Genomic DNA, 14,262 nt, shown 5'->3' with positions numbered 1-14,262 from the left:
GGGAGTGGGGCAAGCAGCCCTCTAGGTCAGTCGCTAGGTCAGTCGGTACTGGGCGGATAGAATCGGGCGTTCTGGTGGGCATCATGATGCTCTAGACTGTGCAGACCCTGAGGGCGTGACTGGCCGCTCAGCGCAGACAAGCAGAAGCGAATGAACTGACTCAGCGCCTTGCTCGGTAGGCGGCGAGAAGAAGGAGCCAAGAAGTTATGGAATGGAAAAATTTGCCTGGTGGACGTGGGCGTGTGCAGGACCGCAGCGGCAGAGGTGGGGGCGGTGGCCTGATGGCCGGGGGTATTGGTGGCCTGCTGCTCATGCTGGTGGCCGCTTTTTTCGGTATCGATCCCCAGATCATCTCCGATTCGGGGCTGGTGCAGACCCAAACCCAGACCCAGACTCAGTCCGCCGAAACCGGCGAATATGACGAAGTAACCGAGTTCCTGGACCGGGTGTCCAACAGCACAGATCAGGTCTGGACCGAGCAATTTGCCGCTTCGGGTCAGCAGTACAACAAGCCCGGTGTGGTGCGCTTCTCGGGTGCCACTCAGACGGCCTGCGGTACGGGCACCAGCGGAGTAGGACCGTTTTATTGCCCGCTGGACAACACGGTCTATATCGACACCAGCTTCTTTGCGCAGATGCAGCAGCAGCTGGGAGGTGGGGGTGACTTCGCCTACTCATACGTGATGGCGCACGAAGTGGGGCATCACGTCCAGAACGAGTTGGGCATCGCCGATCAGGTGCAGCGTCAGCAGCAGCGCGTCAGTGAAGTGGAAAGCAATCAGCTGAGTGTCCGCATGGAGCTGCAGGCCGACTGCTTTGCTGGCGTGTGGGGCAACCATGTGACGGACCTGGCCCAGCTGACCCAGGAAGACGTTCGGGAAGCCGTCAACACTGCCGCAGCCATCGGTGACGACAAGTTGCAGGCTCAGGGTCGTGGCTATGTCCAGCCGGACAGCTTTACCCACGGCACCTCCGAGCAGCGCGTGAACTGGTTCATGAAAGGTTTCCAGGGCGGCGATCCAGCCCAGTGTGACACGTTCCAGCAGTCTTACGGCCAGCTCTGAGCCTCAGCAGCTAAATTTCCAAAAAAAGGCCTCCCCCATAAAAATTCTGTCTGGGGGAGGTCTTCTTTGGTATTGCTTTACATCGCGGGCATTGGTGTGGGCTGACCAGGCACCGAGTCCGGCAGTCCTGGGGTATCCGGGTTGGTCGGAGCGTCAGGGGTGGGCATACCAGGAGTATCCGGGTTGCTGGGTGGGTCCTGGATCGGCGTGGGGTCGGTGTTCTGACCGGGTAATTGCTCCGGGCGTGGGGACGGTACGTCAGTGGGTTCGTCGGCGGGGGAGGGCGGACGATCATAGGGGCCAGTGGCTTGCAGGGTCATATGAAAACCTCCAGAGATAAGGGGCGGGGAAATGTGGCGTATCTACGTCATAGCACGCACTCACCCTGGTTCAACGTGAGTGCGACCTCTGGCTGTGACAACGGTCAAGCATTGCTAAGGGCCGGTGGTCGTTCCGTGGGGACGGCACTCAAATCGTCATCTGATAGGCGCTCAAAGGAACCCCTCCGAACTGGAGGGGAATGTGATGCAGGCGTAGGTTTATTCCAGTGGTTCCAGCGCGTAGGCCAGCATCAGGCGACCAGTTTGTTCCAGCGCCTGGGTGTGGGTCCGTTCGTAGGCATGGCTGGAATCCACCCCTGGGCCGATGAGGGCCACCGGGAAGTCGCCTCCGGCCCGCCAAGCCGCTGTGCCGTCCGAAGCGTAATAGGGGTAGATGTCCACTTTCAGGTCCACGCCATGACGTGCTGCCACCTGGCGCAGTCGGCCACTCAGGGCATGATCGTAGGGACCGCCGCTGTCCGCCACACACAGGGTGCAGTGATGCTCGGAGCTGGTCTGTCCCTCGCCCACCGCCGCCATGTCCACCGCGATCAGTTCGTCGGTGTGCGGGGGAATGCCGGTGGCCGCGCCGTGTCCCACTTCCTCGTAGGTGGTCACATGAAAGGCCACACTGCGGACCGGGGTCATGCCTGCCAAGGCCTTGGTCATGGCCAGGAAGAGAGCGACGGCCGCCTTGTTGTCGATGTGACGGGATTTGAGGTAGCCAGCGGACGTCAGGCGGGGGCGGGCGTCCAGCGACACGAAGTCACCGACTTCAATGCCCAGCACCCGCGTCTCACTGGCGGAGGACGTCACTTCATCCAAGCGCACTTCCATGACCTTACCGTCACGTTTCAGTTCACGCAGCGCCGGGCCGTGAACGTGGCTGCTCTGCTTGATGTTGACCACCGTGCCGGTGATGATCCGGCCGGAGTGGGTGTGGACCTTCACGTCTTCGCCTTCGATGGTGGCCCAGTCGTAGCCGCCCAGCATGCTCAGCAGCAATCGACCTGAGGGCTTGATGGCCTTGACCATCGCCCCCAGGGTATCCACGTGACCGCTGTAGGTAATGTGTCCAGGCTGCTGCCCCGCGATTTCCCAACTCAGGGCACCCTTACGGCTGCGGACAGAGGTGACGCCCAGCTCACGCAGCTCGTCTTCGATCAGGCGGACGGCGTCGTCGGTGAATCCGGTGGGGCTGGGGGTCTCCAGCAGTTGGATCAGGACATCCAGGGTGTAGTCCAGGTCCAGGGCGGGCAGGTCTTGTCGCAGAGGTGAGTTCATGGGTCCCTCCTTGGGGGTCGGTCACAGCGTATCTAGGCTGCGGCTGAAGTGGGGTGAGAAATCGTGGGCGGTTGGGGTGGACGTGTTGGCCCACTCTTTCGCAGGGCTGGGATTGCTCGGTCAGGCCGTCTGCTGCGCCGTGTCAGGCACCGCAGCAGTTTGCTCAGGCACGCGAAGATCAAGGCCGTGCTGCTGAGCTGCCGCCAGGGTTGCTGCCAGTTCAGGAGTCTCCGGCAGGGCCAGCACCTCTAGATGGGTCCATCCCTGGGCCTTCAGGTGGTCGGCCAGGGTACGGTCTGCAGTGGGGGCGGTGTGGGCCGGGTCAGCGGTTTCGGCGGGCAGCTTGCTGGCAAATGGATCTGTGGTTCCCGCACGGACCAGCAGGTCGCCTTCTTCGGCACGGATATCAGGAAACAGCACCCAGTCACGCGAGAAGGTGTCGGGTGTGTCAGCGAACAGGCCACCGTCCCACTGCACCAGAATCACGGGGAGGCCCTGGGCGCGGGCCTGGGCTATCTGCTCACGGAAGTGGCGGGCCATCTGAGCACCCTGGGGATGCGGATCAAGGTGATGCCGCTGCACTGTAATCAGGAGCGGCACCAAGAGGTCGGAGGTCATTGGACGATGATAGCGGCCTGAGCCGTGTTCGTGGTCCGGGGACAGCCGGGGCAGTCTGTACCGCCTGGACAGGGCAGGGCAATCCCATTGGAGGGCTTACTGCGCCGTGTCGTCCTTGCTCGCCATCTCTGGCGGCTTGACAGTCACCACGCTGGCGCCACTGTCTACATAAATGGTCTGGCCCGTGATTCCGGTGCTCAGGTCGCTCAGCAAATAAAGGCCCAGGTCGCCGACCTCCTGTGGGGTGGGGTTGCGGCCCAGCGGCGCGTTGTCGGCAGCGTTGCTGTACAGCATGGCGAAGGCGGGGATGGAACGGGCCGCGATGGTCCGCATCGGCCCCGCACTGATGGTATTGACCCGGATCTGGCGCTCGCCCAGGTCCACCGACAGGTAGCGGGTGGCGGCTTCCAGGGCGGCCTTGGCAGCGCCCATCACGTTGTACTTGGGAACCACGCGCTGCGAGGCCTGGAAGGTCAGGCTGACCACGCTGCCGCCGTCCGGCATCAGCGGTTCAGCGTGCCGGGCCGCACTGACCAGGGTGTAGGCGCTCACGTTCAGCGCCGTATTCCAGTCGTCCGAGGTGGTGTCGATAAAGCGGCCGTCCATGGCAGCCTTGGGGGCAAAGCCGATGGAATGCACCAGAAAATCCAGCTGGCCGAATTCGTCCTTGACGCGGCTGAACAGGGCCGTCAGTTCCTCTTCGCTGGTCGCATCGCACTGCTGAATCCAGGTATTGTCATACCCGGCCGTCAGTTTTTCCAGTTCGCCCTTCAGGCGCTCGCCCTGGTACGAAAAGCCCACATGGCAGCCCGCTTGCAGCAGTCGCTCGGCGATGGCCCAGCCCAGCGAACGGGCATTGGCCACACCCATGACCAGGGCGCGCTTCTCTGACAGATCAATTGTTATGCTCATGGGGCGAATTGTAAAGCATTGGACCTTTTGGACCGCATCGAGATTTCGGCGCGCCGCCTGTCTCTACACCCAGAGCGTGGCCGGGACGCCATACTGCCAGGGTGTCAGAACAACTGTCCTTCATCCGCAGTCCGCTGATCACGCTGCCGCACGGGTTCACGACCCGCCGGGGCGGGATATCGCAGGGGCCGTACGCGGGCCTGAACCTGGATGACCGCCAGGATGATCCCGTACCCGTGGCCGAAAACCGCCGCCGCGCCGCCGCTGCGCTGGGCTACCGCCCGGAAGAAGTGGCCCGCTTGGAGCAGGTCCACGGGGTAGACGTGGTGCAGGCCAGGGCAGGCGTGCAGACCGCCGACGCCCTGGTCACCGACGATCCAGCGCTGCTTCTGGCGATCGGCACCGCCGACTGCTATCCCATCTTGTTGGCCGACGAACAGGCAGGAGTCATCGGTGCGGCGCACGCCGGCTGGCGTGGCACGGTAGGGCGAATTGCCGAGCGCACCCTGGCCGCCATGATCCGGCTGGGGGCGTGGCCAGAGCGTACCCGTGCTGCGATCGGGGTGGGCATCTGTCAGGCGCAGTATCCGGTTGGAGAGGAGGTGGCGCAGGCCTTTGCAGAGGCGGGTCTGGGTGAGTCTCTGGATAAGGACCGCCAGTTGGACCTCGGGGCCGCCAACCGCGCCGTGCTGCTGGCCGCAGGCGTGTCGCCAGAGCACATCTGGCAGGCGGGCGGCTGCTCGACCGGGGACGACTACTTTTCCTACCGCCGCGATCAGGGGCGCACGGGCCGGATGTGGGGCCTGATCGGGCTCAGGCGTGAGTCTCAGGGGGAGGCGGACGCATGAGCCTATTGCGCCCGGACGACCTGATTCGCGGAGTCGGTGAAATTACCCCTGAGTTTCTGGCGGCGCGGGGGCTGCGCGGTCTGCTGCTGGACCTGGACAACACGCTGATTCCCTACCACTCCTACGACGACTACCCGTCGTCACAGACCTGGGTAACGGAGATCCGCAGCGCCGGTATTCGGCTGGCCCTGCTCAGCAACGCAACGCACCGCCGCGCCGAGCAGTGGCGGGGCCGCCTGGAGCTGGAGGGCATCGGCATGGCCGGCAAGCCCAATCCGGCGTCTTTCCGCCGCGCCGCGCAGGCGCTGGGCTTACCGCCGCACCAAGTAGGTATGGTGGGTGATCAGCTGTTCACCGACGTGCTAGGCGGCAATTTGGCCGGACTGCATACCATCTTGGTTCATCCCCTCATTGACAACGCGCTGCCACACACGCGACTGGCCCGCTTGCTGGAACGTCGGGTGCTGGCCCGGCACGGTCATGCCTGGGGACCAGAGGTCTGGCAGACTCCCGACAGAGAAGAACCTTCACAATAAGAAGAGACGTACCGGGGCCGTATAAGGCTGGCCAGTACCCATCTGTGCCGTCCGTAGTGGGCGCAGCCAGGAGGAAGCATGACGTTATCAATTGCAGACCGTAAACTCGGCGCCGTATTGCTGGACGGTGGCTATATCTCCGACGAGGACCTTCAGCGCATGGTGGTGCGGCACGCCGAAGTGGGTGGACGGCTGGCCGATGTGATGATCGATTCCGGCGTGGTAGGCGAAAAGCGCCTGGCACTCGTTCTGTCCGAGAGTCTGGGCATTCCCATGGTGGATTTGCTCACCACCGAGCCAGAGCCGGAAGCCCTGGCTACTGTGCCGGGTCAAGTGGCGCTGAATGCCGGTGCCCTGCCCTTCGCGCTGGAGGGGGACTTACTCCATGTGGCGATGATCGAGCCGCTCAACACCCTGACCGCTGAGGTGCTGGAAGACGAAACCGGTTTTGATATCAAGGCCTATCAGGCGATGCGGGCGGCCCTGTACTGGCGCCTGGCTGAGCACTATCCCGAACTGGGTCTGGAGGCCCAGCGCCCTGATACGGCGGCTCCGGGGCAGATGCGCCTGGGCGAACACCTGCTGGGACGCGGTCTGGTCAATCAGGCACAGCTGGACATGGCCCTGAAGTTCCAGGAGCGGACAGGCGAGCCGCTGGGGCAGATCCTGGTCGGTCAGGGTGCCCTGAGTAGCGAGCAGCTGTACCGCGCCTTGGCCGATCAGCAGAGCCTGGAGTTTCTGCCTGATCTGAGTGGCTTTAGTGTGCCTGACCATGTGCTCAGCGCTCTTTCCCGCACCGACGCCGTGCGGTACGGCGGCTTGCCGATCAGCCGCAGCGAGGAAGGGTACGAGGTCGTCTCGCACGACCCGCGTCACTTCTCAGATATCCAGGCCCTGTTCACAGAACCGGTCAAATTCCTGATGAGCACTCCACACCAAGTGGAGGAGGCCACTGCCCGGTTGTACCCGGCCCCTGAGCCAGAGCGTGTCAAAGACGAACTGCAGTCGCTCTACGCCCAGAGTGGGGGCCGCTCCAAATCACTGACCGACGTGATCATGGAGATGGGCTTTGCCGATTCCAGCGACATTGAAGCGGCCCGGCAGCAGCAGCGCGGGGGCCAGCGCCTGGAAGATACCCTGATTCAGTCGGGCAAGCTCAGCCCTAAAATGCTGGCGCAGTCGCTGGCGACGCAGCTGGGTTACGAGTTTATCGATCCTGCGAAGAACCCTCCTGACACCAACGTGTCCATGATGGTCCCAGAAGCCACTGCGCGGCGTTACAGCGTCGTCCCGGTCCGTCTGGAAGGCGAGTCGCTGGTCGTCGCCATGAAGGACCCACGCAACGTGTTTGCGCTGGACGATCTGCAGCTGATCACGGGGCGCGACATCATCCCGGCCGTGATGGTCGAGAAGGAAATCACTCGTCTGATCGAGAAGTATTTCGGCTCCAAGGACATGGCCGAGCTGAATCAGCGCCTGCTGGAAGAAAGCCGTGAGCGCCAGAAGTTGCAGGAGTCTACAGCGGAGGTGGATACGGCACTGGACGACAATGCCGTAGTCCGCACCGTCGAGAACCTGATTCGTGAAGCCGTCTTGCAGGACGTGAGCGATATTCACATCGAGCCCACCGAAACCGATGTGCTGGTCCGGTACCGCATTGACGGATCGCTGCGGAAACAGGCCAGCTTGCCCAAGGGCTCGGCGCAGGCGCTGCTGGCCCGCATCAAGATCATGGGTGGGCTGGATATCGCCGAGCGGCGTGTGCCGCAGGACGGGCGTGTGCGTTTCCGCAAGGGCGCGATTGACATTGACCTGCGTCTGTCCACGCTGCCCACCGTATACGGCGAAAAGGCTGTGATGCGCTTGCTGCAAAAAGCCGAGAACATTCCGGAAGTGGAGCAGTTGGGCTTCTCGGACCATAACTTCCGCCGCTACCTGGAAGTCATCGATAAGCCTAACGGCATCTTTCTGGTGACGGGGCCGACAGGTTCGGGGAAATCGTTTACCAGTTTCTCGACCCTCAAGCGCATCGCCAAGCCAGAGAAGAACACCACCACCATTGAAGACCCGGTGGAATACGAGATTCCCGGCATCATGCAGAGCCAGGTGAACAACGCTGCCGGGATGACTTTTGCGCGGGCGCTGCGTGCATTTCTCCGCCAGGACCCCGACATCATCTTCGTGGGGGAGATCCGTGACGGCGAAACTGCCAAGATCGCCACCGAAGCGGCGCTGACTGGTCACCTCGTGCTGGCCACCCTACACACCAACGACGCTGCTGGAGCCATCGTGCGCCTGGAGGAAATGGGTGTAGAGCTGTTTAACATCGGGGCCGCCGTGATCGGCGTGCTTGCTCAGCGCCTGGTGCGGCGGGTCTGCAAGGACTGTTCCCAGCCCACTGCGGCTGACCCTGAGGTGCTGCGCCGTCTGGGCCTCAGCGACGCCGACATTCAGGGTGCCGACCTCCGCCGAGGAGCAGGTTGCCCACGTTGTGGCGGCACCGGCTACAAAGGCCGTACGGGTATCCACGAACTGATGGTCATTGACGACACCATTCGCCGTGCGATCAACACCGGTAAGACCGCCACCGACATCAAGGACATTGCCATTGACGAAGGGGAGATGTGGACGCTGCGCAAAGACGGCATTCAGAAGGCCCTGCAAGGCATCACCACCCTAGAAGAAGTCCTGGCCGTGACCAGCAGCTAAATCATTTTGCTTTCCCCCCCACCCTCCCAAGGAGACTGAGAATCCATGACTCAACTTGCCCCCGACATTACCGATATCCTGAAATACGCCGCCGAGAACGATGCCTCGGACGTGATCCTGACCGTAGGCCTGCCGCCCCAGTTCAAGTTGCAGGGCCGCTATGAGGTTCACGATGATTACAGCGTGCTCAAGCCGGTGGATACCCGCAAGCTGATGTATTCGATGATGAACGAAAAGCAGCAGCGCACCTTCGAAGAACGCCGTGAACTGGACTTCAGCTTTGCGCTGGGTGAAAAGGCCCGCTTTCGTGTGAACGCATTTATGCAGCGTGGCAACGTGGGTGGAGTCATGCGTCTGATTCCCACCAAGGTCAAGTCGGTCCAGGAGATGGGGTTGCCACAGAATGTTATTGACATCGCCAATGCGCCGCGTGGCCTGGTGTTGGTCACTGGACCGACCGGCTCGGGAAAATCCACCACCCTGGCGGCCATGATCGACCACATCAACTCCACCAAGCGTCTGCACATCGTGACCATTGAAGACCCGATTGAGTTCATGCACGATCACAAGCAGAGCATCATCAATCAACGTGAGGTGCATGCCGACACCATGAGTTTCGAGAACGCTCTGCGTGCCTCGTTACGTCAAGCGCCTGACGTGATTCTGGTGGGCGAAATGCGTGACTACGAGACGATCAAGGCCGCCGTGACCGCCGCAGAAACTGGCCACCTGGTGATGGGTACGCTGCACACCAACTCGGCTCCCGAATCCATTGACCGTATCGTGGACGTGTTCCCCGAGGAGCAGCAAGAGCAGATCCGCGTGCAGCTGGCCAACAACCTGGTGGCCATCATGACCCAGCAGCTGCTGCCCCGCGCTGACGGCTCTGGGCGGATTCTGGCATATGAACTGATGATCGCCAACCCGGCCATTCGCGCCCTGATCCGTGAGGGCAAGACCTACCAGATCGTCAGCTCCATGCAGACCGGTACCCGCGAGGGCATGATCACGATGGACACCTACCTGGCGCAGCTGTACCACCGCCGCGTGATCTCTTACGACACCGGCCTGGAACGTGCTGTGGACAGCAAGGAATTCGCCCGTCTGGCGGCCGACAAGAGTGCGGATACCGGCGGCAGTATGCCCGCTGCGGCGATGGCCGGTGGTTATGGTGGCGGTGCTGCGTCGGGCGGGGGCGCGTTTGGACGCGGCGCAGCGGCTCCAGCAGGCGCAGGCGACAGCACCAAGACCTTTGGGCGCGGCTGAATCAGGTCCGGGGAGCCCGTCTGGCCACTGTTATTTTGCCACTGCAAAAAAGACTGCCACTCCGGCTAAAGGGTGGCAGTCTTTTTTGGGCCCAACAAAAATCCCCCTCCAGAGGAGAGGGAGTCATCAGCTTCTCGATTTTAGAAAGTTAGGCGCCGGGTTGCTGGTGTTCACCCTGCGTGGCAGGGATGTGTTGCGGCTGAGCAGGCAGCAGCACCAAGTCCAGCACATCACCTACTTTCTCCAGGCAATGAATCTTCAGCTCACTGCGGATGCTATCGGGCACTTCTTGCAAGTAGGGTTCGTTGTCGGCAGGAATAATCACTTCGCGGATGCCGCCCTGGTGGGCCGCCAGCAGTTTTTCCTTCACGCCGCCAATCGGCAGCACCCGGCCGCGCAAGCTGATCTCGCCAGTCATGGCCACGTCCATGCGAGCGGGGCGGCCTGTAATGGCGCTGATCACAGCAGTGGCGATGGTAATGCCCGCACTGGGGCCGTCCTTGGGAGTGGCACCGTCGGGGAAGTGGACGTGCAGGTCCAAGTTCTTGTGAAAGTCAGGGTCGGCGCCGTACTCATGGGCGTGGGCCCGCAGGTAGGCGATGGCGGCGGCCACGCTTTCTTTCATGACATCACCCAGGGAACCCGTCATGTTGATCTTGCCGGTGCCAGGGGTCGCCAGTGCTTCGACCACCAGCATGGTGCCGCCCACACTGGTCCAGGCCAGACCCTGTGCGGCGCCCACCTGTGGTTCACGCTCCATCTTGTCAGGGCGGTGCAGGGGCACGCCCAGATACTCAGGGACTTCAGGAGCGTCAATGACTTTCATGCCTTCCCAGGGGGTTTGCAGGTACTCGCGCGCCGCCTTGCGGGTCAGTTTGCTGATCTGGCGGTCGAGGTTACGCACACCAGCCTCGGCGGTGTATTCCTCCACCACGCGGTTCAGCGCAGCATCCGTCAGTTCCAGCTTGCCTTCCAGACCGTGCGACTTGATCTGGCGTGGCACGCGGTAACGCCGCGCAATCTCTACCTTCTCGGCCTGGGTGTAGCCGGGAATCTGAATCACTTCCATGCGGTCCAGCAGCGGCCTGGGGATGGTCTGCAGGCTGTTGGCTGTCGTGATGAACATCACCTGCGAGAGGTCGTACGGCACTTCCAGGTAGTGGTCCTGGAAGGTGTGGTTCTGCTCAGGGTCCAGCACTTCCAGCATGGCGCTGCTGGGATCACCGCGCCAGTCGCTGCTCATCTTGTCAATCTCGTCCAGCAGGATGATGGGGTTGACCACTCCTGCCTGCTTCATGCCCTGAATGATCCGGCCCGGCATGGAGCCGATGTAGGTGCGGCGGTGGCCGCGCACTTCGGCCTCGTCCCGCATCCCGCCCAGCGCCATCCGCACGAACTTGCGGTTCAGGCTACGGGCGATGCTCTTGCCCAGCGAGGTCTTGCCGACCCCGGGAGGGCCGACCAGACAGAGGATCGGAGCACGCAGCTCGGCGTCGTCCACCCGCTCCTCGGCGGTGCGCTCGGTGGCTTCAGCGTCCGCTGCGGCATCCGGTACTTCATCTGGGCGGCGGGACGGCCCGCCACCCTCTTCGCTACTTGCATCCGCTCGCAGGGGTGATTGCGTCAATTGCCGCACCGCCAGGAACTCCAGAATCCGGTCCTTGACATCGTCTAGTGCGTAGTGATCATCGTTGAGGATGTCTTCGGTGCGGCTGATATCGAGGATTTCCTCATCACGCGTCTGCCAGGGCAGGTCCAGCAGCCACTCTACGTAGTTACGGACCACGGTGCTTTCAGGGCTGCCACCAGGGGTGCGTTCCAGGCGCTGAATTTCCTTGAGCGCTTTGTCTTTGACGCTCTGGGGCATGCCGGCGGCTTCGACGCGCTCCTTGAGGGCTTCGGCTTCGGCGGGGCCGTCCTCACCGCCGCCCAGCTCCTGCCCGATGGCCTTCATCTGCTCGCGCAGGTAGTATTCGCGCTGGTTGGTGTCCATCTGTTCTTTGACGCGCCCGGCGATCTTCTTATCCAGGTTGAAGCGTTCCAAGTCACGGGTCAGCAGGCCCAGCACCTTTTCCAGGCGGGGGCGCAGCTCGGCCTCGGCCAGCACGCTCTGCTTGTCCTCGGCTTCCCAGGTGGCGTGATGGGTCACGGTATCGGCCAGGATCCCCGCATCGCTGAGAGCATTCAGGCTCTCAAGCTGGTAGTTGTCCAGGCGCAGGCCCTTGTTCTGGCGCTGGTATTCCTCAAAGCTGGACTTGATCTCGCCCCCCAACACGTCCAGTACGCGCGCCTCATCACCTTCGGGGGTAGCGGGCGTCAGCGTTTCGGCGCGCACCCGCATGTAGGTGCTGGGTACTTCGTCCAGCACGTTGGCCCGCTCCTGGGCCTCCACCAGCACCTGATAGGTGTTGTCGGGCATCCGCACCACTTGCTTGATGACGCCCAGCACGCCGGTATCAAACAGCTCACCAACTGTGGGATCATCGGTGCGGGCTTCGCGTTGGGTCAGCAGCAGAACACGGCGGTCGGCAGCCTGGGCCTCGTCCACCGCGCGCTTGGACTTGGGTCGGCCCACGTCCACGTTCATGGTCATGCCCGGCATCAAAACGATATTTCTCAGTGCAACTACGGGAAGTTCCCAGATCATTTCAAACGCTCCTTTGGCGAGAAAAGCCTTACTGGTTGGCCGGGCCTGACCCAGATCAAATTGAGAACGGTGTCCCCGGCTCCAAGGTAGAAAGGCAGTCTAGGAGCAGGAACACCGCGGGCGCTGTAATCTAGCTTGCGATATGCTAAAGATTAAGCAGACTTCTTGAGTCCCTTAGACTCAAGCAGCTGCATCGGGTCATCAATGTGTTCAGCCCCGAAACGTAGCTCCTTGAGGTCTTCCATTGGCAACTCAAACAGCAGGTCTGTCATGGCCTTTTCCAGCACGGCCCGCAGGCCACGCGCTCCGGTTTTGCGCTCACGGGCACGTTTGGCCACCTCGGACAATGCCTCCTCGCTGAAGGTGAGGTCCACATCCTGAAAGCCGAACAGGGCCTGGTATTGCTTGATAATCGCGCCCTGCGGCTCGGTCAGGATACGCACCAGCGCTTCTTCATCTAGGTCCTGGAGCTGCACCACCAGCGGCAGACGGCCCACGAACTCGGGAATCAGGCCGAACTTGACCAGGTCCTCGGGCATAAAGCGCACTTCCTCGTGCTCCTCGCCTTTGGCCTCGGCGCCGAAGCCCACGCTGCGCACGTTGGTGCGGCTGCGGGCGATGTCTTCCATGCCGTCGAACGCTCCGCCCACGATAAACAGGATGTTGCGGGTGTCCACCTGCACCAGCTCCTGCTGGGGGTGTTTGCGTCCGCCCTGGGGCGGCACCTGCGCGGTGGTGCCTTCGATGATTTTCAGCAGGGCCTGCTGCACGCCCTCGCCCGACACGTCGCGGGTAATCGAGGTGCCTTCCGACTTGCGGGCAATCTTGTCAATCTCGTCCACGTAGATGATGCCGCGCTCGGCCGCCGCGGGGTCGTAGTCGGCCGACTGCAGCAGGCGCACGATCACGTTTTCCACGTCGTCACCCACATAGCCGGCTTCGGTCAGGGTGGTGGCGTCGGCAATCGCAAACGGCACTTCCAGCATCTCGGCCAGCGATTGGGCCAGCAGCGTCTTGCCGGTGCCGGTCGGACCGATCAAGAGGATATTGCTCTTTTGCAGCCCTGCTTCGGGGTGCGATAGCCGCTGGTAGTGGCTGACCACCGCTACTGCCAGGGCTTTCTTGGCCTCGTCCTGCCCGATCACGAATTCGTCCAGGTAAGCCTTGATTTCTTTGGGGCTGGGCAGGTCAGACAGGTCAAACTCGCTCTGGTCTTTCTTCAGGTTCTGCCGGACCAGCTCAGAAGCGCGTTCAGCACACTCGTTGCAGATAAATGCGGTGCGTCCCGGCGCTTCAATCAGCTGGGCAATCTGGGGGTGCTGCCGCCCGCAAAACGAGCAGCGGTCCCCGGTGACAGTTTTGGTCATGCGGTCTCCAGTTCGCGGGTGCGTTCGATGACCTGGTCAATCAGGCCGTATTTCTGGGCTTCTTCAGGCGACATGAAGTAGTCGCGCTCCATATCGCGCATCAATTTTTCGTGGGGAATGTCGGTGTGCTTGTGGTAGATCTCTACGAGCTTGTCGCGCAACGACAGCACTTCCTTGGCCTGCACTTCCAGGTCAGGGGTGTTGCCCCTAAATCCGGCGCTGCCCTGGTGAATCATGATGCGGCTGTTGGGCAGCGCCATCCGCTTGCCCTTGTCACCGGCCATCAGTAGCACGCTGCCCATGCTCATGGCCATGCCCACGCAGATGGTGCTGATCGGCGCGCGGACATACTGCATGGTGTCGTAGATCGCCAGGCCCGCGTACACCTCGCCGCCGGGGCAGTTGATGTACATCTGGATTTCCTGCTCGGGGTTCTGGCTGTCCAGCAGCAGCAGCTGCGCCACGATCGAGTTCGCCATCTGCGATTCCACCGGAGTGCCGACGAAAATAATGCGGTCCTTGAGCAGACGCGAGTAGATATCGTACGTCCGCTCACCGCGCCCGGTCTGTTCAATCACGTAGGGGATGACACTCATACCCCGTAGTATCGCACGCATGGGCGGGGCAAAGGTAGGCGAATACGCGTAAGGGCTGCACACAAACAAGGCAGAGGGCACAAAAAAAATCCCCC

At 62.2% G+C, this 14,262-nt stretch carries 12 protein-coding genes; 5 read left to right on the top strand and 7 right to left on the bottom strand.

Annotation, left to right across the window (positions count from 1 at the left end):
* The first annotated feature begins 206 nt into the window (after nucleotides 1-206).
* Nucleotides 207-1,064 (top strand): KPN_02809 family neutral zinc metallopeptidase, encoded by an 858-nt coding sequence (ypfJ, locus tag LMT64_RS06145; protein ID WP_126350939.1) that lies wholly within the window; start codon nucleotides 207-209, stop codon nucleotides 1,062-1,064.
* Nucleotides 1,065-1,141: 77 nt separating this feature from the next.
* Here the strand turns inward: ypfJ and LMT64_RS06140 are convergent, their stop codons facing one another.
* The 4 genes from LMT64_RS06140 to LMT64_RS06125 all read right to left on the bottom strand — a co-directional run bounded on the left by LMT64_RS06140 (nucleotide 1,142) and on the right by LMT64_RS06125 (nucleotide 4,198).
* Nucleotides 1,142-1,384 carry a hypothetical protein gene (locus LMT64_RS06140; RefSeq protein WP_126350938.1) on the bottom strand — a complete coding sequence of 81 codons (243 nt, stop codon included), beginning with the start codon at nucleotides 1,382-1,384 and terminating at the stop codon, nucleotides 1,142-1,144.
* Nucleotides 1,385-1,603: 219 nt separating this feature from the next.
* Nucleotides 1,604-2,668 (bottom strand): M42 family metallopeptidase, encoded by a 1,065-nt coding sequence (locus LMT64_RS06135; protein ID WP_170165888.1) that lies wholly within the window; start codon nucleotides 2,666-2,668, stop codon nucleotides 1,604-1,606.
* Between the two features lie 120 nt (nucleotides 2,669-2,788).
* Nucleotides 2,789-3,286: a cysteine hydrolase family protein gene (locus LMT64_RS06130; RefSeq protein WP_126350937.1), complete on the bottom strand. Its 498-nt coding sequence runs from the start codon at nucleotides 3,284-3,286 to the stop codon at nucleotides 2,789-2,791.
* A 96-nt stretch (nucleotides 3,287-3,382) separates the two neighbouring features.
* On the bottom strand, nucleotides 3,383-4,198 hold the full coding sequence (locus tag LMT64_RS06125) for an enoyl-ACP reductase FabI (protein WP_126350936.1): 816 nt from the start codon (nucleotides 4,196-4,198) through the stop codon (nucleotides 3,383-3,385).
* Between the two features lie 101 nt (nucleotides 4,199-4,299).
* On the opposite strand from LMT64_RS06125, the gene LMT64_RS06120 reads away from it, so the two are divergent.
* The 4 genes from LMT64_RS06120 (at nucleotide 4,300) to LMT64_RS06105 (ending at nucleotide 9,557) form a co-directional block, all read left to right on the top strand.
* Entirely contained in the window at nucleotides 4,300-5,046 is a 747-nt protein-coding gene (locus LMT64_RS06120; RefSeq protein ID WP_126350935.1) for a polyphenol oxidase family protein, read from the top strand.
* On the top strand, nucleotides 5,043-5,582 hold the full coding sequence (locus LMT64_RS06115; protein ID WP_126350934.1) for a YqeG family HAD IIIA-type phosphatase: 540 nt from the start codon (nucleotides 5,043-5,045) through the stop codon (nucleotides 5,580-5,582). Before LMT64_RS06120 ends, LMT64_RS06115 begins: the two co-directional genes overlap by 4 nt.
* A 78-nt stretch (nucleotides 5,583-5,660) precedes the next feature.
* Nucleotides 5,661-8,291, top strand: a complete 2,631-nt coding sequence (locus LMT64_RS06110) for a type II/IV secretion system protein (protein WP_126350933.1) — start codon at nucleotides 5,661-5,663, stop codon at nucleotides 8,289-8,291.
* Nucleotides 8,292-8,336: 45 nt separating this feature from the next.
* On the top strand, nucleotides 8,337-9,557 hold the full coding sequence (locus LMT64_RS06105; RefSeq protein ID WP_126350932.1) for a type IV pilus twitching motility protein PilT: 1,221 nt from the start codon (nucleotides 8,337-8,339) through the stop codon (nucleotides 9,555-9,557).
* Between the two features lie 148 nt (nucleotides 9,558-9,705).
* Here LMT64_RS06105 and lon read toward each other — a convergent pair whose 3' ends face one another.
* From lon to clpP, 3 genes are all read right to left on the bottom strand, one after another.
* A complete protein-coding gene (gene lon, locus LMT64_RS06100; protein WP_126350931.1) occupies nucleotides 9,706-12,204 on the bottom strand; it encodes an endopeptidase La in 2,499 nt (832 codons plus the stop codon).
* Between the two features lie 152 nt (nucleotides 12,205-12,356).
* A complete protein-coding gene (gene clpX / locus LMT64_RS06095; protein ID WP_126350930.1) occupies nucleotides 12,357-13,571 on the bottom strand; it encodes an ATP-dependent Clp protease ATP-binding subunit ClpX in 1,215 nt (404 codons plus the stop codon).
* Nucleotides 13,568-14,167 (bottom strand): ATP-dependent Clp protease proteolytic subunit, encoded by a 600-nt coding sequence (clpP, locus tag LMT64_RS06090; protein WP_126350929.1) that lies wholly within the window; start codon nucleotides 14,165-14,167, stop codon nucleotides 13,568-13,570. The genes clpX and clpP overlap by 4 nt, the downstream gene beginning before the upstream one ends.
* Nucleotides 14,168-14,262 lie beyond the last annotated feature (95 nt).

The organism is Deinococcus radiophilus, assembly GCF_020889625.1.
Taxonomy (GTDB): Bacteria; Deinococcota; Deinococci; order Deinococcales; family Deinococcaceae; genus Deinococcus; species Deinococcus radiophilus.
Note: the sequence above shows the minus strand (reverse complement) of the source record. Positions and strands in the feature narration are given on the sequence as shown.